Here is a 21,154-nt window from a genome sequence, read left to right on the forward strand (position 1 = left end):
ACGGTTGGCCGACTTCCGGTTTTTCTATGGGAATAATGCGCGGTAGGTACGTTGCCGAAGGCGCGGCAGCGGGGCGCAAAAGCCTGGCAAAAGCGAGTTCAGTATTTGCGGCGGTTGTGTTAAAATAGGCTTTGAGGTGAGACGATGTTTTTGAAGCGGATTGAATTGTCCGGCTTTAAATCTTTTGCGGATCGGACGGAGCTGGAGTTTGTGCAAGGCATTACGGCTGTCGTCGGGCCGAACGGAAGCGGCAAGAGCAATATTTCGGACGGAATCCGCTGGGTTCTGGGCGAACAAAGCGCGAGATCGCTTCGCGGCGGCAAAATGGAAGATGTTATTTTCGCGGGCAGCGACGCGCGCAAAGCCGTTAATTTCGGCGAAGTGTCGCTTACGCTCGATAACGGCGACCAGGCTTTGCCGCTCGATTTCAGCGAGGTGACGGTAACGCGCCGCGTTCATCGCAGCGGGGAAAGCGAATATTTTATTAACAAACAGTCTTGCCGCTTAAAGGATATAACGGAATTGTTTATGGATACGGGAATCGGTAAGGAAGCTTATTCGATTATCGGGCAAGGGCGCATCGAGGAAATTTTAAGCACCCGCTCGGAAGATCGCCGAGGCATCTTTGAAGAAGCGTCGGGAATTGTAAAATATAAATCCCGCAAAAAGGACGCGAACAAGAAGCTGGATGAAACCGAACAAAATTTGCTGCGCATTCACGATCTGGTCAGCGAACTGGAGGATCAAATCGAGCCTTTGCGCGAACAATCGGAGAAGGCGGTTCGATATAAATCGCTGCGCGAGCAATTGAAAACGAAAGAAATTTCCATGTACGTTCATCAAATCGAACAAATTCATCGTTCATGGACGGAAGCGAGCGACAAGCTTTCGCAGCTGCAGCAATCCCAGTTGGAGCTGTCTACCGTCGTAAGCCGGCATGACGCGCATTTGGAGACGCACCGGATCGAGATGCGGAAGCTGGAAGCGGAATTGGAACAATTGCAGGAAAAACTGCTGCATTACAGCGAAGAATTCGAGAAATGCGAAGGCTATGGCGAAGTATTGAAAGAGCGCAGCAAAAACTTGGCGCAGAACGACCGGCAGTTGAAGGAAACGCTCGAATCGAACGAGAGCCGCCTTCGGGACAAACGGGCGGAGACGGACGGTTACCGGAGCCAATTGAACGAAGTCGAAAGCCAGCTCGCTCGGTTGACGGCTCATTTGCGCGAGGAAGAATCCCGGTTGCTCGGAGTGGCCGGCGGGACGAGCAATGCGCCGGAGGAAACGCTGAAGGGCGAATTGCTCGATTTGATGAACCGAATGGCCGGACTGCGCAATGAAATTCGTTATGCGGATCAGCAGAAGGAAGGGCTGGCGCGGCGTACGGACAGGCTGAAGGAAGAGCAGGCGAAATGGCGCGAGCAGAAGGCGCTTTGCGACAAGCGGGAAGCCGAATTGGCCGCGCAAATGCAGGAAGCTGCCGCCGCCATCGGGGCGGTTCGCAACCGGTATATGGAAGAAAGCGATAACTATAAGAAGTTGCAAGGGCTGCTCGATGAAACGCAACTGACGGCGCGCAAATGGGAGCAGAAGCTCGATTCGCTCGTCTCGCGGCGCGATACGATGAAAGAGCTGCAGAACGATTTCGACGGTTTTATTCTTGGCGTGAAGGAAGTGCTGAAAGCGTCCCGCAAGAAGGACGGTTCCGGATTGCGCGGAGTGCACGGTGCCGTCGCCGAGCTGATCCGGGTGCCGGAACGGCTGGAAACGGCGGTGGAAACGGCGCTCGGCGCTTCGATGCAGCATATTGTCATGGAGAACGAAGCGGTGTCGCGCGAGGCGATCGCCTTCTTGAAGAAGCGCCAGCTCGGACGGGCGACGTTTCTGCCGCTTGACGTCATTCGCGGACGCTCCATCTCGGAGAGCGATAAACGGGCGATCGAAGGGGCCGAAGGCTTTGTCGGCATTGCCGCCGACTTGATCGGCTACGAGCCCGCTTACGCGAATATCGTCGGCAGCTTGCTCGGGTCCGTCGTCATCGCGCAAACGTTGGAACAGGCGAACAAGATCGCGGCCAAGTGCCAATACCGTTTCCGCGTCGTCACGTTGGACGGGGACGTTGTGAACGCCGGCGGATCGATGACAGGCGGGAGCGTGCATAAGAAGAGCACAAGCTTGCTCGGCAGACAGCGGCAAATCGATCAGATCGACGGGGAAATCAAGCAAACGCAGGAGCAATTGGACAAGCTGCTTCATAGTATACGCGATTTGAAACAGCGGCTTGCCGCAGCGGCGAAGCAAATCGAGACCTTGCGCGAGCAGGGCGAACAAAACCGGTTGCAAGAGCAGCAGATCGCGGCGGAACGCAAACAAGCGGAACTGGATGCGCGGCGGCTGTCGGAGCAATTCGAGATGTTCGAGCATGACCGGATTAGCTGCGAGCAGGAACTCGAAGCATTGAACGCCGCGCGCGAGGCGGCGGAAAGCCAGCTCGAGGCATTGCAGGCGGAGGAGGACCGGATCCAGCTCGCGATCCAGGCGGCGGAAACGGCGCGGAAGGAAAGCGAATCGGCCAAGGAGGAACTGCAATCGCAGCTAACCGATCTCAAGGTGCGGCAAGGGAAGCTGGATCAAGAAAAGTTCTCGCTGCAAGCGCAGCTGCGGCGAACGGAAGAGGAACTTGCCGCATTCGAGCAAGAGCTTGCCCGCAACCGCCAAGCGTTAACGCAATTGGAAGCCGATACGGCGACGGTCCGTTCCGAAAGCGTCAAGCAGCTCGAGGATTTAAATCAATATAAAATTTGGAAAGAACAATGCTCCGAACAAATCGACTTTAAGCGCGCCGAACGCGCGGAATGGGTACGCAAGCTGGAACGCGAGGAGAATGAGACGAAGGAGCAGCGCAGCGCGTTGCGGTCGGTGGAAGATCAGCTTCGGCATACGGAAATTCAGGTGAACCGCCTCGACGTGGAGCTTGACAATTTGCTCAAAAAATTGGCCGAGGAGTACGAACTGAGCTACGAACTGGCCAAAAGCCGCTATCCGGTGCCGGAAGATATCCTCGGTACGCAGAACGACGTTCGCGACTTGAAACGGAGCATCTCCGCCTTGGGCGACGTCAATTTGGGCGCGATCGAAGAGTATGAGCGGGTTCATGAGCGCTACCAGTTCCTGAGCGAGCAGAAGGATGATTTGATCGAGGCGAAAACGGCCCTCTATCAAGTGATACGCGAAATGGACGAAGAAATGGCGAAGCGGTTCAAGGAAACGTTCGACGCTATCCGCCGCGAGTTCGTCGTCGTATTCGTGAAATTGTTCGGCGGCGGCCGGGCCGACCTGGTTATGGTGGAGCCGGAGCGGATTCTCGAAACGGGGATCGATATCGTCGCCCAACCGCCGGGCAAAAAACTGCAAAACTTGCAATTGCTCTCCGGAGGAGAGCGCGCTTTGACGGCGATGGCGCTGCTGTTCGCGATATTGCGGGTGAAGCCTGTGCCGTTCTGCGTGCTCGACGAGGTCGAAGCCGCGCTGGACGAAGCGAATGTGACGCGCTTTGCGCAATATTTGCGCGAGTTTTCCGAGCAAACCCAATTTATCGTCGTTACCCACCGGAAAGGGACGATGGAAGAAGCGGACGTTCTCTACGGCGTGACGATGGAGGAGGGCGGCGTATCCAAGCTCGTCTCCGTCAAACTGGAAGACGAAGAAGCGGTTATCGCATAGCTGTAATTCATTATTGCCGTTTGCGGAAGGATGAAAAGAAAATATGAGTTTTTTTAAAAAATTAAAAGAAAGCATCGCAGCCAAGACCGAGGCGGTGACGAACGTATTCAAGGAAGGCTTGTCCAAGACGAGCTCGGCCTTGGTCGGCAAAGTGCAAGACTTGATTACGCGCCGCAAAAAAATCGACGAGGAATTTTACGAGGAACTGGAAGAAATTTTGATCGGAGCCGATGTGGGCGTGAATACGGTCATGAACTTGATCGAGGACTTGCGCGCCGAGGTGAAAAAACGCAAAATCGAAGAAGCGGCCGAGTTGCAGCCGATCTTGTCCGAGAAGCTGGTTGAATTGCTGCGCGGCGATGCCAATAACGGATTGGCGATGAACGATGCCGGCATTACCGTCATCTTGTTCGTTGGCGTCAACGGAGTCGGCAAAACGACGACGATCGGCAAATTGGCGCATCGTTTCAAGCAGCAGGGCAAAAAAGTGCTGCTTGCCGCGGGCGACACCTTCCGCGCGGGGGCGATCGAACAGCTTGAAGTGTGGGGCCAGCGCGTCGGGGTTGAAGTGATTAAGCAGCAAGCGGGCTCCGATCCTGCGGCCGTCATGTATGACGCCGTACATGCGGCGAAGCAGCGCGGCGTCGACGTGCTGCTATGCGATACGGCGGGACGGCTGCAAAATAAATCCAACCTGATGGAAGAGCTGAATAAAATTTATCGTGTCATCGGACGCGAAATCCCGGGCGCGCCGCATGAAGTATTGATGGTGCTCGACGCGACGACAGGCCAAAACGCGCTGAGCCAAGCGAGATTGTTCGGCGAGAAAAGCGGCGTGACCGGCCTGGTGCTAACGAAGCTCGACGGCACCGCCAAAGGCGGCATCGTCGTAGCCATCCGGCAGGAACTGAACTTGCCGGTGAAATTCGTCGGACTTGGGGAAAAGATGGACGATTTGCAGGAGTTCGACTCCGAGCAGTTTGTGCATGCTTTGTTCGCAGGCCTGATACAGGATGCGGAAACTCGTGACAACGAAGCGGAAAGAAAGGAATAGACGAGAGCCGGGGCGGGAACGTCCCGGTTTTCTGCGTTCACCAAGCCTTCATTTCCCCTTGGGCGCAAAAAAGCATATAATAAAAGTACGTAATGAAACAATCGATTATATCGAGGATTGAAGGTGTTATTCCTATGGCAAACACGCATGTTTATACGAGAAAGGAAGAAATCGCGAACGCCGTTACGCATGGCATCGGCATGCTGCTCAGCGTTGCCGCTCTTGTGCTGCTGGTCGTATACTCCTGCATGTACGGGAACGTATGGCATATCGTCAGCTTTACCATTTACGGGGTGACGATGCTGCTGTTGTATACTTCTTCCACGTTGTTGCACAGCTTTCCCGAAGGGAAAGTGAAAGATTTGTTCGAAATATTCGACCACGCTTCGATCTATTTGTTTATTGCCGGCACGTATACCCCCTTTTTATTCGTCGTTTTGCGCGGCACGCTCGGCTGGACTTTGTTCGGCATCATTTGGGGCATTGCGCTGTTCGGGGTCGTGTTCAAGGCGTTTTTCGTCAAACGTTTTCTGTTCATGTCCACGATTTTTTATATTGCGATGGGCTGGCTGATCGTGCTCGCATGGAATCCGCTCGTCGCCGCGCTGCCGCAGGGCGGTGTGAACATGCTTGTCGCCGGAGGCGTTCTGTATACGCTCGGGACGATTTTCTACGTCTGGCGCGGGTTTCCGCATCATCATGCCGTTTGGCATTTATTCGTTCTGGCAGGCTCGATCGTTCATTTTTTTGCGGTGTTTCTCTACGTACTGCCGATTCAATAACGGTTTGAACAACGTTTTGAGGAGGAGATTCTATGCCGGCCATGCCACATGAGTACAGCGGACGATCAAGTCGGGCATCCGGCCGCCAAATGGAGGCGCGCCGCTGGGATTTAAGGAAACTAATCCATTTGCTCATCGGCAGTATGCTCGTGGCCGCGGGCCTCGAATTGTTTTTAGTGCCGAATCAAGTGATCGCCGGCGGCTTTGTAGGCATATCCATTATGCTGACCCATTTTACGGAATTGAAATTAAGCTTGTTTCTGTTTCTGTTCAATTTTCCGTTTATGCTGCTGCGCCGCCGCGTCGGCCGTCCCTTGCTGATTGCTTCGCTGCTGTCGCTCGTGTTTGTTTGCCTAGGAGCCTACCTTCTGAATCCGTTGCCCGCGCTCTTATCGAACCCGTTCTTGGCCGCGGTATGCGGCGGGGCGTCGTTCGGTCTCGGGATGGGCATGATCATCCGCTTCGGAGGCGATTCCGTGGATCAGGCGGAAGCGGCCGTCCGTTACTTGCACCGGGGAAGGAAGCTTATTACGGCAGATGAAATTGTGTTGTGGAGCAACCTGCTGATTCTGCTCGGCGCGGGATTCGTCTTCGGCTGGGAACAGGCGTTGTTCTCGCTTGTCGCTTACTATCTCGCTTACCGTATGGTCGATGTCGGTTTGTACGGGTTGCCGCTTACAAAAACGATGTGGATCGTCAGCGGGAAAAGGGAAGAGGTCGAGCGGGCGCTGCGCGCCGCCGCAATCGAAGTGCGCCAAATTCCGAACGCGTCCGAAGGGGACAAGCGGGCGCTGCTCATATGTACAATTAAACGCTCCGAGGAAGCGCGGCTTACATCCCTCTTGGCGAAAGCGGATCCCGAGAGCATGGTGACGGCGGCTCCCAACGAAGTCAACAGGAAATAGCCGCCCGGACGAAAACGGTGATGAATGCCGAAAATAAATGTTAAGGTAAATCACTTGACATTGGTTTCGGATTTCGGTATGATAATTGTCGGCGCATGTGTCAAGTATTTGACCTTGACTGCAAGCGCCGGGTTCGCTCATCCGAGAGTAAAGCGTCAGATATGAGGTTTTCAGGAAGGGAGTGGCCCTGAATGAGCGAAGGGAATGTGCTCGACAAAACGAACCGCATCAATATGCTGTTCGATTTTTACGAGCCGCTGCTGACTGAGAAGCAGCAAACGTTCTTAAAGTATTATTTTCACGACGATTTCTCGCTCGGGGAAATTGCGGCGGAGTTTGACATTAGCCGTCAAGCGGTTTACGAGCATATTAAAAGGGCCGAACAAATGTTGGAGGCCTACGAGGACAAACTCCAACTGCTGCGCAAGCATAAACAGCGGCTCGATTATTTGGAGCAATTACAGGCGATGTTGAAATATATGCCGGAAGAACGGAAAGAAGAGACGAAGCGTATGATGGACGGTTTGCGGAACGTCGATTAATACGAGTGGAGGTGAAGCGCCATGGCATTTGAAGGTTTGACCAGCCGCCTGCAGAACGTGTTCAGCAAATTGCGCGGCAGGGGCAAAGTTTCGGAAGAAGATGTCGGCGAAGCGATGCGCGAAGTGCGGCTCGCTTTGTTGGAAGCGGACGTTAACTTTAAAGTCGTCAAAGAGTTCATTGCGAAGGTGAAGGAACGCGCGGTCGGTCAAGAAGTAATGAAAAGCTTCACGCCCGGAATGGTCATTATCGACATCGTTAACAAAGAGTTGACGGAGCTGATGGGCGGCACGAACGCGAAATTGGCGAAATCGAATAAACCGCCGACGGTCATTATGATGGCCGGTCTGCAAGGCGCCGGGAAAACGACGACAAGCGGCAAGCTCGCGAAATTGCTGCAGAAGCAAAACCACCGTCCGCTGCTCGTAGCCGGCGACATTTACCGCCCGGCGGCGATCAAGCAATTGCAGGTGCTCGGCGAACAAATTAAAGTGCCGGTGTTCTCGCTTGGCGACAAGACGAGCCCGGTCGAAATTGCAAAGCAAGGTTTGCAGCATGCGAAGGATAACGGCCACGATTACGTCATTATCGATACGGCGGGCCGGCTGCATATCGACGAAGAGTTGATGGAAGAGTTGAAGCAAATCCACGCGAATGTGAAGCCGGACGAAGTGCTGCTCGTCGTCGACGCGATGACGGGGCAGGATGCGGTGAACGTTGCGGAAAGCTTCAATCAGCAGCTCGAGCTGACCGGCGTCGTCTTGACGAAGCTGGACGGCGATACGCGCGGGGGCGCGGCTTTATCCGTCAAAGCGGTTACGGGCTGTCCGATTAAATTCGCGGCGCTCGGCGAGAAGATCGACGCGCTGGAGCCGTTTCATCCGGACCGGATGGCATCGCGCATCTTGGGCATGGGCGATATGCTCTCGCTGATCGAGAAAGCGCAAGCCAATATCGACGAAGAGAAAGCGAAGGAAATGGAACGGAAAATGCGCAACGCGGAGTTTACGTTCGACGATTTCCTCGAGCAGATGGAACAAGTGAAGAAACTTGGGCCGATCGATCAAATTCTCGATATGATTCCCGGCATGGGCAAAGTGAAGCAATTGAAAGATTTGAAAGTCGACGAGAAGCAAATGGGCCGCATCGAAGCGATTGTCCGTTCCATGACGAAGGAAGAGAAGCGGCAACCGGACATCATCAACCATAGCCGGCGGAAACGGATCGCGGCGGGCAGCGGGACGTCGCTAACCGACGTGAACCGTTTGATCAAGCAGTTCGACGATATGCGCCGCATGATGAAGCAATTTTCCGGCATGATGGGCGGCGGCAAGAACAATAAAATGATGAAAAATTTGAAAAAGCAAGCCGGCAAAGGGATGAAATTCCCTTTCCGTTAATCGATGGTTTATCTCATAGGGGAGGTGATTTTCGTGGCAGTACGCATTCGTTTAAAACGCATTGGCGCTCATAAAGCTCCATTTTATCGTGTCGTCGTTTCCGATTCCCGTTCTCCGCGCGACGGACGGTTTATCGAAGAGATCGGTTACTACAATCCGGTTGCAGAGCCGGCCGTAGTGAACATCGATGAAGAGAAAGCATTGAAATGGCTGCAAACGGGCGCTCAAGCTTCCGATACTGTTCGTAACTTGCTTAGCAAAGCTGGCGTTATGAAAAAATTCCATGAGCTTAAGCAACAGAAATAAGCTGTTGATGCGGAGGAATTCGTATGGAGGATTTAGTAAAAGTTATTGCAAAAGCTTTAGTAGATCATCCGGAAGATGTTCATGTGAATGTCGTTGAGAAAGATCATGTCATTGTGTACGAATTAACGGTCAATCCCGACGATATCGGGAAAGTGATCGGCAAGCAAGGACGGATCGCCAAAGCGCTTCGCACCGTGGTTACATCGGCAGCTGTGAAAATCAATAAACGGGTAACCGTTGATATTTTGTCTTAGGAAGCGGGGTTAGGATGAATGTCCTAGCCCTTTTTCATATCATAGATAAGTCTGATGGCGTCGTTACGATGTCAAATTCTGAGGAGGCAATATGTCGCATACATTGTTTACCGTTGGGAAAATCGTCAATACTCACGGCATTCGCGGCGAATTGAAGATCGTACCGCAAACGGACTTCCCGGAAGTGCGCTTTCAAAAAGGCAGCAAGCTGCTGTTTCAACATCCGGAGACGAAGGCGACGGTTCCGGTCGTCGTCGAGGGCGCGCGTTTGCATAAAAATATGTACATGGTCAAATTTGAAGGATTCCATAATATTAACGAGGTCGAAAAATATAAAGGCTGGCTGCTGAAAGTATCCGAGGAGCATTTGGTGGAATTGCCGGAAGACGAGTATTATTACTACGAAATTATCGGCTGCCGCGTCGTTACCGACGAAGGGGATGAGCTCGGCGTCATTAGCGAAATTTTAAGCCCGGGCGCGAACGATGTATGGGTGGTTGAGCGCCCGCAAGGCAAGCCGGTGTTGCTGCCGGTCATCGACGAGGTTTTGCTCGACGTCGACGTTGAGCAAAAAGTGGTGAAAGTCCATTTGCTGGAGGGTTTACTATAACGATGAAAATCGATGTGCTGACGCTATTTCCGGAAATGTTCGCGGGCGTATTCGGGACGAGCATTCTCGGCAAGGCGCATGACAAAGAAATCGTACAACTGAATACGGTCAATTTTCGCGATTATGCGAATAACAAGCACAGCACCGTGGACGACTATCCGTATGGCGGAGGAGGAGGAATGGTGCTCAAACCGGAGCCGATTTTCGCCGCCGTCGAGGATTTGTTGGGCGCGCAAGCGGATCAACCGTCCGGCGCCGTTCCGGCAGCGCGTCCGCGCGTCATTCTCATGTGCCCGCAAGGAGAATCGTTTACGCAAGCGAAAGCGGAAGAACTTGCGCGGGAACGCCATTTGATCTTTATATGCGGCCATTACGAAGGATACGACGAACGTATACGCGAGCATCTGGTCACGGATGAGCTGTCCATCGGCGACTACGTGCTCACCGGCGGGGAATTGCCGGCGATGGTCGTCATAGACAGCGTCGTTCGCTTGCTGCCGGGCGTACTTGGCAACGAAACGTCCGCGGTTACCGATTCGTTCAGCACGGGGCTGCTTGAATATCCGCATTATACGCGCCCGGCCGATTTCCGCGGTTGGACGGTGCCCGATGTGCTGCTCTCGGGCCATCACGCCAATGTGGCCGAGTGGCGCCGGCGGGAATCGCTTCGCCGCACATGGCAGCGCCGCCCCGATCTGCTCGAACGCATGGAGCTGACGCCGCAAGAGCAGGCGTGGCTGCGGGAAATCCGGGAAGGCGGCGAGCGGCGATGACGCCGCTTCTTTGGCATTGCGATTGACGAAGAGGCATGCTGTCATCGTACGCCTCGCCCCGGTGCTCTTTTACAGTAAAACGTTGCCTATTCAGGAAAAAACTTTTTTGACAATCTCCCGAAATGTACTATAATATTGAATATAGTGTCGGGGTATGGCGCAGTCTGGTAGCGCGCACCCTTGGGGTGGGTGAGGTCGCAGGTTCAAATCCTGTTACTCCGACCAGATTCATTCATTTTCATGCAATGTTTAAACAAGGTACATATCCCTGCTAGGGAACGGGCCGCACTCTATGAATATAAAAGGGGTTGCGGTTTTTTTATGCTTAAAAGATCATGCAGCCCAGTTGCTGGCGTGTTCTAAACAATTTAAAGCCTTCAAAGCTCGTTAAGTCCTCGCATATTTTTGTTCGAAATTTCATATACAAATCGCGATTTGCGGCCTGATCTTGCAGTGGCGTTGATTAAAAATCGAATATGAACGGGCGGACGGTTCGCCGCGCCAGTCCCGCGAACGAAACGTTGAACGGCCGGAAAGTTTCAAATCTGGCTCAGTATTGGATTTCCTCTACGGATGCTTTTATCGGAAATTTGCCGACATTCGAAGTGCGGGCGGAAGTTCGTCCGGCGATTTTGCCAAGTTTGAAGTGGACCGACCGATATGTGGAAATTGCGGAAATCGGGGCGAAGAGCCGGGAAGACTGGATTCTTGTCGAGCTTTATTTCGAATGGGAGGACGAGGCGAAAGGATTTATATTAGGTTTTGCCGATCAGATCAACGTTATCGAACCGAAGCATCTGCGATGGAGATAAGGCGGTGGCGGGCATGTACCGGTAAGTTCCGCTAGACTTAAGTCCAGTGCAATTTATTGCATAGGTCCGTTGGATTATCGTATGACATTGATATACTAAGTACAGGATGGATTCGTCTTCGATAATTCAAAAGAACAGCATACGGGGGGACTTATGAAATGATGAGAAAAAACGTTATCATTTGTTCGGCTATATTGGCGGTAAGCCTTATTTTCGCCGGATGTTCGGCAAAGCAGGACGTCGTCGCAAGCAAGCAGGCCGACCAAACGCTGCAAGTGAACAAAGAAATGCAAGTCGATGCCAAATTCCGGAGCGTGAGCGTCAAGAGCGACGTGCCGGCCGTTCGGATCGAGCCGTCTTCCGACCGGTTCGCGCATCTTACGATGCAAAGTTCCGCGCCTAAGGAATTTGCCGAACATTTCAACGTCTATTATAAAGAAACGGGAGATCGGTTGGAGGTGGTCGTCCAAGGGAAAAACAACCGAGATAGTATTCCCGAACTTCTAGACCTGATTAAAGTGTGGAAAGCCGAACTGCATATTCAATTGCCTTCCGGTCGATACGAACGGATCGACGTGAATACCGAAATCGGCAAAATCGAATATAGCGGGCTGGGCGCGGAGCAGCTTGCGGTAAAGAGTGAAGTAGGCGCTATCGAGGTTGCCGATGCCGATACCGGACAAGCGGCAATCCATAACTCGGTAGGCTCGATCGCAGTACATAATGTGAACGGCGTTATGGACGTTACGAACCAAACCGGCACCGTTCAGATCGAAGTCAAGAACGTAGAGCATAACATCACCGCAAGCTCGGAGATCGGAGCTGTAACGATTTCGACGGAGCGGCAACCCGAGAATGTCGGCTTGGCTCTCTCCAGCGAAATCGGGAAAATCAACACCAATTTCGCCTTGGATTATAAAGAAAACTCGAGAACATCGGTCGTCGGGCAGAAAGGTTCGGGCGGAGCGAAGATCCAGGTTGACACGTCAATCGGGCCGATCGAAGTCAATCATCTGGAAAGCGAATAGAAGCGGGCAAGGACATGAAATAGTAGAACTTTACCTCGTAATATGGTACATTTCTGATATCTATTGCATGGCAAATATTCGCTATCAGGAGGGGTTGGGTTGGGTTTTATAGTGAGGTATAATGATAAAGACGACCATTTTACCCGTAAAGAACAGCGTTTTATCATTCGATCTTCCGCCGAGGAAGAAGCCCGCAAACGCAGGGAAGAGGGACATGCCGACGTCGTCGTCCAAGATGAATCGGAAGGCAGCAATATGATCGGCATCATCGTCCGAATCATTGGAATCGCCGTTATCATCGTCGGAATCGTCATCGGATTCGTGGCGGGACAGCTGAGCTATGAGTTTCAACTGATCGTTTCGTTGTATTGGTGGTGCGGTTCGTTCATTACGGGAATGCTCTTTATCGGCTTTGCGGAAGTGATCAAACTTTTGCACGAGATTAATAGAAAAATAAAGTAAAGCAACGACAGCGGAGGAAAACATCATGAGAAAAAGAACGGTTGCTTCGGCTTCGGCCGTATAATCATTGGTGATGCAGATGGTACACATAAGAGAAGCCGTTATCGAAGATTTGCCGAATTTATTAATGATATACAATCATGCCGTACGTACGTCCGCGGCCACATTCGATTTGGAAGAGTGGACGCTGGAAGAGCGGAGGGAGTGGTTTTCCCATTACGGCGGACCGTATCCGCTTATCGTCGCGGTCGTCGACGGGGTCGTCGTCGGATACAGCAGCTTGTCGCCGTTCCGGCAGAAGGCCGCTTACGCCAAAACGGTGGAAATTTCCGTCTACATCGATCCGAAGTTTTGGGGCCGGGGCATCGGCAAAATATTAATGGAAGAAATTTTGAAACGGGCCAAGGAACTGCAGTATCATATCGTCATTTCCGGCATTACCGCCGGCAACGACGCAAGCATCAAGCTCCATGAAAAATTCGGGTTCTCATATATCGGCACCTTTCATGAGGTAGGCTGGAAATTCAACAAATGGCAGGATGTCATGTTCTATGAGCTGATCTTGCCCGAATCTTCTTCGTAATCCGATTACGCCGCGGTCAACGCTCGCATTCCGCATATGATCCGGTCGTTACGGTCTTGAACCGGCTTGACGTCCCGGATTATGATTTTCCGGGTTTGGCTTTGCAAAAACCCTATTTCCATGCTTGTTTTTCAACATTTCTTGTGTTAAAATTTTATCTGTTGTGGTGAATTCGGTGGTCCTCTGCGGACGATGAGGCGGAGCAATTGGCGCTCCCTGAGACGACATGAACACCTGAGTGGAAGGAGGGAGTCCTAGATGAATATCGTTCAAGCGATTACACAAGAACAACTTCGTAAAGATATTCCAAGCTTTCGTCCCGGCGATACTTTGAAAGTATATGTAAAAGTTATCGAGGGTTCGCGCGAGCGTATCCAGCTTTTCGAAGGTGTTGTGATTAAACGTCGTGGCGGCGGAATTAGTGAGACTTTTACGGTTCGTAAAATTTCTTACGGCGTAGGCGTGGAAAGAACATTCCCGCTGCATTCCCCGAAAATCGATAAAATCGAAGTGGCTCGCCGTGGTAAAGTGCGTCGTGCGAAGCTTTATTATCTTCGCAGTCTTCGCGGTAAAGCAGCTAGAATTAAAGAAATCCGTTAATTGGCGACTAGAGGGGCTTGTGATGCAAGCCCCTTTCGCATTTTGTATGAAATATCGGCTTGTAACGCAAGTTATAGGAAGGGGTCAAACAGGCGATGGACCAAGAGCAATCAATCGATCAATCGGAACAAACTTCCAAACCGGATAATAAAGTGAAAAACGAATTGATAGAATGGGCCAAAGCCATCGGGATTGCTGTCGTTTTGGTCGTTGTCATTCGTTGGTTCGTGTTTGCGCCGTTTATTGTGGACGGCCCATCTATGGAGCCCAATTTCGAAACAGGCGAGAGGCTGATCGTAAATAAACTGCTTTACGATTTCCGCATGCCGCAACGAGGAGAGGTCGTCGTGTTCCATGTGCCTGACGAGGGCAGAGATTTCATTAAACGGGTGATCGGCTTGCCGGGCGATACGGTGAAGGTGGAGGGCGACGACGTCTATGTCAACGGTGAAAAAGTAAACGAATACTATATTCAAGATGCAATCGAACAAAGCAATCAGGAAGGACGCTTATACAACTCGTATCTCAATTTCCCGAACGGAGAAGTGCCTGACGGCACGGTGCCGGAAGGCAAAATATTCGTGATGGGGGATAATCGTTCGAACAGTAAAGACAGCCGCTCGATCGGCTATGTGGACATTAAGGAAGTTGTCGGCCGCGCGGATTTGATTTTCTGGCCGATTCAGAAAGTAACGATCGTGAAACATTAATGTCGGGCGAGGTGAACAAAAGTGACGATCCAATGGTTTCCCGGACATATGACGAAAGCGCGGAGGCAAATCCAGGAAAAGCTCAAGCTGATCGATGTCGTCATCGAACTGTTGGACGCCCGTCTTCCGCTGTCCAGCCGCAATCCGATGATCGATGAAATTTTGCAAGGCAAACCGCGCTTGATTGTGCTGAACAAAGCGGATCTGGCGGATCCGGAGGCGACGGACCAATGGATTGCTTATTTCAAAAACGAAGGAATAACCGCCCTTCCGGTTGATGCCTCGAGCGGGACGAAAGTGCAGGAAATTCCGGGACACGCGAAGCGGCTGTTGCAGGATAAAATTGAGAAGCAAATTGCCAAAGGCATCAATCCGAGGGCGATTCGCGCCTTAATCGTTGGCATCCCGAACGTCGGCAAATCGACGCTTATCAACCGACTGGCCGGGAAGAACATCGCTGCGACCGGCGATCGGCCGGGCGTCACGAAAGGACAGCAATGGATTAAAGTCGGCACGGAGATGGAATTGCTCGACACCCCGGGAATATTATGGCCGAAGTTCGACGATCAAACGGTCGGCTATCGTTTGGCCGTTACGGGTGCAATCAGGGAAGAAATATTGAATATCGAAGATATCGCTTTTTTCGCGATCCGGTATATGTCGGAATATTATTGGCCGGCGCTGCAGGAGCGTTTCTCCCTTGCTCAGAAGCCGGAGCATCCGGACGAGCCTGACGAAATCGTAGCGATCATGGAAGCGATCGGCCGCAAGCGCGGCTGTTTGATGGGCGGCGGCAGGGTCGATCTGGAGAAGGCGTCGAGCCTTTTTTTGCGCGAGTTGCGTGCGGGTAAATTAGGGCGCATCTCGCTGGAAGTGCCTTTATCGTTTATGCTGTAAATATGATCCGAAACGTGAAACGCTCCCTAGGATGGGGCGTTTTTTGCTGGCTTTCTTTTGCATGCGTATCGCATTCTGCGGAAGAAAACGGTAGAATCGAGGCTGTTCATTCCCTATGAACGGAAAGCCGCTAGTAGAGTTAATAGAAAAGTCGATAGAAAGAGCAGATGCGAGATGGCGATATTTTTTCATATTTTGTTAACGAACGTGCTGCCGATGAGTGTGATGGTTGCGATTGGAATAGTGCTGCAGCGCGTTTTCTCGTTGGATATCAAAACATTGTCGAAACTGAATTTCTATTTATTTTCCCCGGCCATTATTTTCGATTTATTGTACAGTACGGCGATATCGGCGCAATTGATCGGACAAGTTCTTTTCTTTTTCCTGCTGTTTATGGCGGCGCAATATCTATGCGTGGAATTGGTGATCAGGCTGAAAGGCTACAAGCAAGGGATGAAAGGCGCGATGCGCAACAGCGTCTTGTTCTATAATAGCGCCAATTACGGCATTCCGCTGAATCAGCTTGCTTTCGGAGGCAATCCGTACACGCTCGGGATTCAAGTCATTATTATGATGATGCAGTCGCTCATACCGAACACTTATGGAGTTTATACGGTCAACGCTCACAAGGCGGATACAAGACGGATATTGCGTACGATCGCGTCCATGCCGATCTTGTATGTCATTCCGCTTGCCTTTGCGCTGCGCGGTTTCCATGTTCCGATTCCGCAGTTTCTCTATACGCCGATCGATTATTTATCCAGCGCTTTTATCGGCATGGCGCTAACGACGCTTGGCGTTCAACTGGGCAATATGGAATGGCGTTTGGACCGCAAGCTCGCTGGGGATGTCGGCATCTCTTCCGCCTTACGGCTCGTTGTCGGGCCTTTGCTTGCCGCGTTGATCGTCTGGCTTATGGGATTGGATCGGATGATGGCCGCTGCGCTGATCGTCTCTTCGGCGGTTCCGACGTCGCTCAGCAGCGCGCTTCTGGCCGTCGAATTCGATAACGAAGAACAATTCGCCTCTCAATCGGTGTTTGTTTCGACGATATTGAGCATTGTGACGGTAACGGTCGTTATTTATTTGTTGCAAATGTAAAAGAACGGACCGCTCTTGCAAAAAGTTCTACGGCCGTGAGAACAACGAGGCCGATGGCGAATACGATAATCATAAGACGCTTGAAGAAAGGAAGATCGCCATGGGAAAATTGGTTCGCCGTTCCGGCCGCGATGAATTGACGGATTTCTTGCATCTTAATCGAGAAATGACCGGGGCGTTGCAGCAATTTATGCGAAGATTCGATTCGTTTATCCGCGAATTGCAGCGTTTCTCCCCGCGTTTGCATGTGGAGGAGAACGAAAAGGCGTATTTATTAGAACTGCGGTTGCCCGGGATCGATCCGAAAGACATCGTGATCGAAAGAGACGAGCGGATGCTTACGTTCCGAAACAACCAATCGAATCGGATCGAGCGGAAGAATGCCGGCGCTTACGCCATGTCGTATTCGCAGCAATCTTATCATCATACGTTTCCCCTGCCCCCTGATGCGGATCCCGGCAAATTGGCGAAGCGGAGCGTAGACGGCGCGCTGCAGCTTTATATTCCGAAACGAAAATGACGCCCGGCAAGCCGGGCGCATGCCAATGCCGGACGGTTAAGGTTTGAACAGAAACTGGTAGTCGGGATACACGTACGGGGATGCGGGCGCTGGAATCGGCTCGATCTTCGTCGCGTCCAATTTCACGATATCGTTATCCTCGTATTTCGATTTGCCGATAATGCCCGTTACTTTTACCCAATCGTCGGTTTTATATTTGGGCGCTTCGTCCAATTCGACCATGATGCCGAAGGCGGAAGCGTCGGCCGAGCAGCATTGCACCTCAAACCGGGTTACGGCAAACTGGTTTCGCTTCATCGATTCGTCGCGGTAGACGAAGCCGCTTAACTCCGCTGTTTTTCCTACAAACAAATCTTTGAAAATGTCGATTGCCGTAATCGTCTCAATGAAGCCTTCTTCCGGAACGGATATGTTGTCTTGCTTGTACAGCTTCATTCCCAGCTTCGCGAAATCTTCGTAAAATTCGTCGGCGACGAACATTTCCTTCAGTTTCTCGTCCCATGCGGCGCCGTCTGCAAGCGGGGAAGATGACATAGAGTCTTGCACCCCCAAGCTGCTAGTGCCGTTCGGTTTCGCAGGTTCTTCGATCGTTAGCGTTTCTTGCTGCCGCATGCGTTCGGAGAGCGAATTCGTTTGGACGATACTTTGCCCGCTTCGCTGCATCTCGCCTTTGCTTAAATTGACCCCCCTCTTGTTCGCCAGCGTACTGTCCAACAGCGCGTCGGGCAGCGCAAAGCCAAGCAGAAGGGGAAATAGAAACAGGGAGTAGAGTACTGTCGTTTTCATCGGCGAAGACGGCGGCGGCTCGTTATGCCCACAGCCGCATGATCGATCATGTTGCTCGAATAAGGCTCGAATGCCCGAATATAGCTGGTATGCCGCGATAACGTAGAGGGCCATGGCGGACAGCTTTACATATAGCTGCATACGGGGCGCTATGTAATAAATCAGCGCGTCGTTTCGCACCAGATAGACGATATAAGCCGCGAATCCTCCCAATATGAAGGCGCGCAATATTTGATGGAAGCCTGCCTTTTTCATAGATTCCATTCTGAAAGCCCCCTTCGGCGATTACTGTAATAATACATATTGAAACAAAACGGAGCCGAGCGGTACGCTGACGATCAACAGGGCGGCGATCAACAGTACGTACTTTTTTTTGAAAACGGACAGAAGCATCAACGTGCCCTTGAAATCGAGCATCGCGCCAAAGACAAGAAACGTCAGGATGGATCCGCCGGTGAACATCGAAGCGAACGAAGAGGCGACGAAAGCGTCCGATGTGGAGCATATCGATAATAGATAAGCGAAGCCCATCATAAAAAATTGCGAGCTCCATTCTCCTTGCCCGATCGCCAGGATGCTTTCTCTCGCCATAAACGTTTGAATGGCCGCGGTTATGAGCGCTCCCAGAATCAAGTACTTGCCCATCTCGAAAAATTCGTCCGAAGCGTGCCGCAGGACGGAGCTTAAGCTGCGGTCATGCTTATGTTCATGGCCGTGATTGCCGCAGGAGGCATGCGCGTGGGAGATTGCTCCGCGGTCAAGCCCGTTGGCCTGCGCCCCGCGGATGGCGAGATCGCTCTTGCGGACGAATTTATGTATGAACAGCCCGATAAATGCGGCGACGACAAAGGCAAGTCCCATGCGGGAGTACGCCATTTCGGGCTGCGAACGGAAAGCCATGAACGTCGAGGCGTATACGATCGGATTGATAATCGGACCCGCCAAGACGAACACCGTGGCCATATAAAGCGGCATGCCTTTGCGCAACAGGCGGCGGACGACGGGAATCATTCCGCACTCGCATATCGGAAAGACGATCCCAAGCAAGCATGCGAACACAATGCCCGGCAGCGGATGTTTGGGGATAAACCGGCTAATCGTCCGTTCGGAAACGAAGATATGCAGCAAAGAGGAGATGAATACGCCTAGCAGCACGAACGGCAAAGCTTCCAGCAAAATGCTGATGAACATTACCTTAAACGATTGCACATGGGCGCTCTCCGCCGCGGGACGGCCGACCGCATCCCAATTCAATACAATAACGGTGAAAAAGGCGGCGATCCATATAAGCATAAACAGTGCGCGATTGCTGATCGTTCGAATAAGCACGGGTACCTCCTGAAATTAGTCTAATACTCTATAATATAGAAATAGAATGGACAACATGTCAACTTATTCGTAAAAATTACGTTTTATTTTTCCAGCGAATTTTTTGTTTTCATCGTTGGCGGAAGGACTTACAATAGTAGAGAGGTGAAAGCAGTGAACGACAACGATATGTTGCAATTCGAACGGCAGTGTCGGGAAGAAGGATATGCGCACATTGCCGGGATCGACGAAGTAGGCAGAGGCTGCCTGTTCGGCGACGTTGTGGCCGCGGCCGTCATTTTGCCGCCCGGCTTGGAGATCGAAGGCATCGACGATTCGAAAAAATTGACAGATAAAAAACGAGAAGCGCTCTACGATATTATTATTGAACGGGCGGCGGCCTTCTCCGTCGCGCGTGTCGACGCGGCGACGATTGACCGCATCAATATTAAACAAGCCGCGCGGTTGGCGATGAAATACGCGGTGCAAGGGCTTGAAGTTGCGCCGGATTACTTGCTGGTGGATGCGGAGAAGATCGATAGCGACATACCGCAAATGCCGATCATTAAAGGCGACGCCCGCTCGCAATCGATCGCTGCCGCTTCCATCGTGGCGAAGGTGACGCGGGACAGGCTTTGCACCGATCAATGGGATGCGATGTATCCGGAATACGGAATCGCCATACATAAAGGCTACGCGACGAAATTTCACCGCGAGCAGTTATTGATTCACGGCCCCAGCCCGCTGCACAGGCAATCCTTTCTGAAAAACTTGTTCGTCGTGCAGCAGGAACTGTTTTAGAAGGATGAGGGCTCGGAGCCCGTGCCGCAAAGGTTTATTTTTGCTGCGCAAAGGCCGATAAATACAGTAAAGCGTTATGCTTCATGCTTAAGGACGCTCCCACTGGATTTCATGAAGTAAAAAAGTATGAAATCGTCGGTTTTGCCGGTTTGATTGGAATGTATCCATTCAAATGGTTTACGATTTCGATCTCAAAGATCATTTCACGCATATTTTGTTGGATGAAATCCAATGGAACGCAGTAAAGCCGGCTTAAATGCGACAAAACAATGGATAAAATCCAATGGTTTTCAATTCGGTGAGACTGTTGGGGAGGGGGATGATTTCGCCTTCACCATTTTAGCAAAGGTTCCCCGCCTTCCATTCCTCATTCCCTTAGGAAAGAAATGTATTGATGTTTTATATTGCAAGTTGCAGGAGTTGATGCAGGTGAATATCGGACAAATGATGCGCGGTTTGCTGGGCGAAACGAAGGCGGCGGAAGGAAAGCAACTGGAGCTGCGTTCCGGGCAAGTCGTGCGGGGAGTCGTCATGCAAGTGTCGGACGACGGACAGGAAGCGCTGCTGAATATTAACGGCGTTCAGGTCAGAGCGAAGATCGAGGCGCCGCTTACGCCGGGACAAACGACATGGCTGCAAGTTCAGCCGGAATCGATGAACGGGCTGATCGTTATGAAACCGCTGGAACTGTCGCCTTATGTTCCGGTCGCGGAGCATTCGCTCGCGGAATTGTTGAAATCGTTCGGCTTACCGGACCAAAAATGGGCAAGAGACCTTGTACAGCAAATGCAAATGAACGGAATCGCGCTTACGAAACAAAATATCGACGCGCTAAAGCCGATTGCTGCGCAGCAGCCTCAAGGAATCGCGGACGGAGAATGGTTTCAGGCGGCGGCGGTGGCGTTGAAGCGCGGACTGCCGCTAACGCAGGAGACGGTTCGCGCCTTGCATCAGGCGTTGTTCGGCAAGCCGCTGAATCAATTGCTAACGGCGCTGCAGACGGCGCTAGCGGAAGCGGCGGCGTCCAGCGGCGGCGGCAGCCGCGATACGGCTGCGCTCCTGCAGCCGGGAGCGAGCGTGCCGCCGCAAGCCGGCGAAGCCGCGCCGCCGCCTGCGCCGCGCGGCGGCCAAGCCGCACCGCTCGCCGCAGGCGCAGGTGCGGCCCAGGGCGCGAACGCGCCGGCCGTCACGGCCGCCGG

Annotated in this window: 22 protein-coding genes, 1 tRNA gene and 1 pseudogene; 22 read left to right on the forward strand and 2 right to left on the reverse strand. The window is 52.2% G+C overall.

Annotated features, from left to right (window positions below; all coding sequences use genetic code 11):
• Positions 1-144 precede the first annotated feature (144 nt).
• From smc to LQ229_RS23170, 20 genes are all read left to right on the forward strand, one after another.
• Complete coding sequence (gene smc, locus LQ229_RS23075; protein ID WP_230193009.1) at positions 145-3,723, forward strand: chromosome segregation protein SMC; 3,579 nt, start codon at positions 145-147, stop codon at positions 3,721-3,723.
• A gap of 43 nt (positions 3,724-3,766) precedes the next feature.
• A complete protein-coding gene (gene ftsY, locus LQ229_RS23080) occupies positions 3,767-4,777 on the forward strand; it encodes a signal recognition particle-docking protein FtsY (RefSeq protein WP_230193010.1) in 1,011 nt (336 codons plus the stop codon).
• 134 nt (positions 4,778-4,911) lie between these two features.
• Positions 4,912-5,559, forward strand: a complete 648-nt coding sequence (locus tag LQ229_RS23085; RefSeq protein WP_216539971.1) for a hemolysin III family protein — start codon at positions 4,912-4,914, stop codon at positions 5,557-5,559.
• Between the two features lie 32 nt (positions 5,560-5,591).
• Positions 5,592-6,464 carry a YitT family protein gene (locus tag LQ229_RS23090; protein WP_230193011.1) on the forward strand — a complete coding sequence of 291 codons (873 nt, stop codon included), beginning with the start codon at positions 5,592-5,594 and terminating at the stop codon, positions 6,462-6,464.
• A gap of 191 nt (positions 6,465-6,655) precedes the next feature.
• Positions 6,656-7,006, forward strand: a complete 351-nt coding sequence (locus LQ229_RS23095; protein WP_216539969.1) for a putative DNA-binding protein — start codon at positions 6,656-6,658, stop codon at positions 7,004-7,006.
• Between the two features lie 21 nt (positions 7,007-7,027).
• Complete coding sequence (gene ffh / locus LQ229_RS23100) at positions 7,028-8,404, forward strand: signal recognition particle protein (RefSeq protein WP_230193012.1); 1,377 nt, start codon at positions 7,028-7,030, stop codon at positions 8,402-8,404.
• A 33-nt stretch (positions 8,405-8,437) separates the two neighbouring features.
• Positions 8,438-8,710, forward strand: coding sequence for a 30S ribosomal protein S16 (gene rpsP, locus LQ229_RS23105; RefSeq protein ID WP_216539967.1), 273 nt, complete (start codon positions 8,438-8,440; stop codon positions 8,708-8,710).
• A 23-nt stretch (positions 8,711-8,733) separates the two neighbouring features.
• Positions 8,734-8,964, forward strand: coding sequence for a KH domain-containing protein (locus tag LQ229_RS23110; protein ID WP_216539966.1), 231 nt, complete (start codon positions 8,734-8,736; stop codon positions 8,962-8,964).
• Between the two features lie 91 nt (positions 8,965-9,055).
• On the forward strand, positions 9,056-9,574 hold the full coding sequence (gene rimM, locus LQ229_RS23115) for a ribosome maturation factor RimM (protein ID WP_216539965.1): 519 nt from the start codon (positions 9,056-9,058) through the stop codon (positions 9,572-9,574).
• A gap of 2 nt (positions 9,575-9,576) precedes the next feature.
• Positions 9,577-10,347: a tRNA (guanosine(37)-N1)-methyltransferase TrmD gene (gene trmD, locus LQ229_RS23120; RefSeq protein WP_216539964.1), complete on the forward strand. Its 771-nt coding sequence runs from the start codon at positions 9,577-9,579 to the stop codon at positions 10,345-10,347.
• Between the two features lie 148 nt (positions 10,348-10,495).
• Positions 10,496-10,572, forward strand: a tRNA-Pro gene (locus LQ229_RS23125).
• Between the two features lie 251 nt (positions 10,573-10,823).
• Positions 10,824-11,159, forward strand: a complete 336-nt coding sequence (locus LQ229_RS23130; RefSeq protein ID WP_230193013.1) for a WYL domain-containing protein — start codon at positions 10,824-10,826, stop codon at positions 11,157-11,159.
• 158 nt (positions 11,160-11,317) lie between these two features.
• Positions 11,318-12,187 (forward strand): DUF4097 family beta strand repeat-containing protein, encoded by an 870-nt coding sequence (locus LQ229_RS23135; protein WP_230193014.1) that lies wholly within the window; start codon positions 11,318-11,320, stop codon positions 12,185-12,187.
• Between the two features lie 99 nt (positions 12,188-12,286).
• Positions 12,287-12,649, forward strand: a complete 363-nt coding sequence (locus tag LQ229_RS23140; protein ID WP_216537480.1) for a hypothetical protein — start codon at positions 12,287-12,289, stop codon at positions 12,647-12,649.
• A 79-nt stretch (positions 12,650-12,728) separates the two neighbouring features.
• A complete protein-coding gene (locus LQ229_RS23145) occupies positions 12,729-13,232 on the forward strand; it encodes a GNAT family N-acetyltransferase (protein WP_230193020.1) in 504 nt (167 codons plus the stop codon).
• 258 nt (positions 13,233-13,490) lie between these two features.
• Positions 13,491-13,832, forward strand: a complete 342-nt coding sequence (rplS, locus tag LQ229_RS23150) for a 50S ribosomal protein L19 (RefSeq protein WP_216537482.1) — start codon at positions 13,491-13,493, stop codon at positions 13,830-13,832.
• 95 nt (positions 13,833-13,927) lie between these two features.
• A complete protein-coding gene (gene lepB, locus LQ229_RS23155; protein ID WP_216537483.1) occupies positions 13,928-14,542 on the forward strand; it encodes a signal peptidase I in 615 nt (204 codons plus the stop codon).
• A 21-nt stretch (positions 14,543-14,563) separates the two neighbouring features.
• Positions 14,564-15,439 carry a ribosome biogenesis GTPase YlqF gene (gene ylqF, locus LQ229_RS23160; protein WP_216537484.1) on the forward strand — a complete coding sequence of 292 codons (876 nt, stop codon included), beginning with the start codon at positions 14,564-14,566 and terminating at the stop codon, positions 15,437-15,439.
• A 174-nt stretch (positions 15,440-15,613) separates the two neighbouring features.
• Positions 15,614-16,540: an AEC family transporter gene (locus tag LQ229_RS23165; protein ID WP_230193015.1), complete on the forward strand. Its 927-nt coding sequence runs from the start codon at positions 15,614-15,616 to the stop codon at positions 16,538-16,540.
• A 100-nt stretch (positions 16,541-16,640) separates the two neighbouring features.
• Complete coding sequence (locus tag LQ229_RS23170; protein WP_216537486.1) at positions 16,641-17,060, forward strand: Hsp20/alpha crystallin family protein; 420 nt, start codon at positions 16,641-16,643, stop codon at positions 17,058-17,060.
• Between the two features lie 36 nt (positions 17,061-17,096).
• On the opposite strand, the gene LQ229_RS23175 is transcribed toward LQ229_RS23170, so the two are convergent.
• Both LQ229_RS23175 and LQ229_RS23180 read right to left on the reverse strand, forming a co-directional pair.
• Entirely contained in the window at positions 17,097-18,110 is a 1,014-nt protein-coding gene (locus LQ229_RS23175; protein WP_230193016.1) for a TIGR03943 family protein, read from the reverse strand.
• A 21-nt stretch (positions 18,111-18,131) separates the two neighbouring features.
• Positions 18,132-19,175 carry a permease gene (locus tag LQ229_RS23180; RefSeq protein ID WP_230193017.1) on the reverse strand — a complete coding sequence of 348 codons (1,044 nt, stop codon included), beginning with the start codon at positions 19,173-19,175 and terminating at the stop codon, positions 18,132-18,134.
• A gap of 111 nt (positions 19,176-19,286) precedes the next feature.
• Between LQ229_RS23180 and LQ229_RS23185 the strand changes: the two genes are divergently transcribed.
• A complete protein-coding gene (locus LQ229_RS23185; protein WP_290370069.1) occupies positions 19,287-19,955 on the forward strand; it encodes a ribonuclease HII in 669 nt (222 codons plus the stop codon).
• Between the two features lie 429 nt (positions 19,956-20,384).
• Positions 20,385-21,154 (forward strand): annotated as a pseudogene (locus LQ229_RS23190) (hypothetical protein); the annotation flags it as partial.

The sequence above is a fragment of the Paenibacillus sp. CECT 9249 genome (assembly GCF_918697855.1).
Classification (GTDB): Bacteria; Bacillota; Bacilli; order Paenibacillales; family Paenibacillaceae; genus MSJ-34.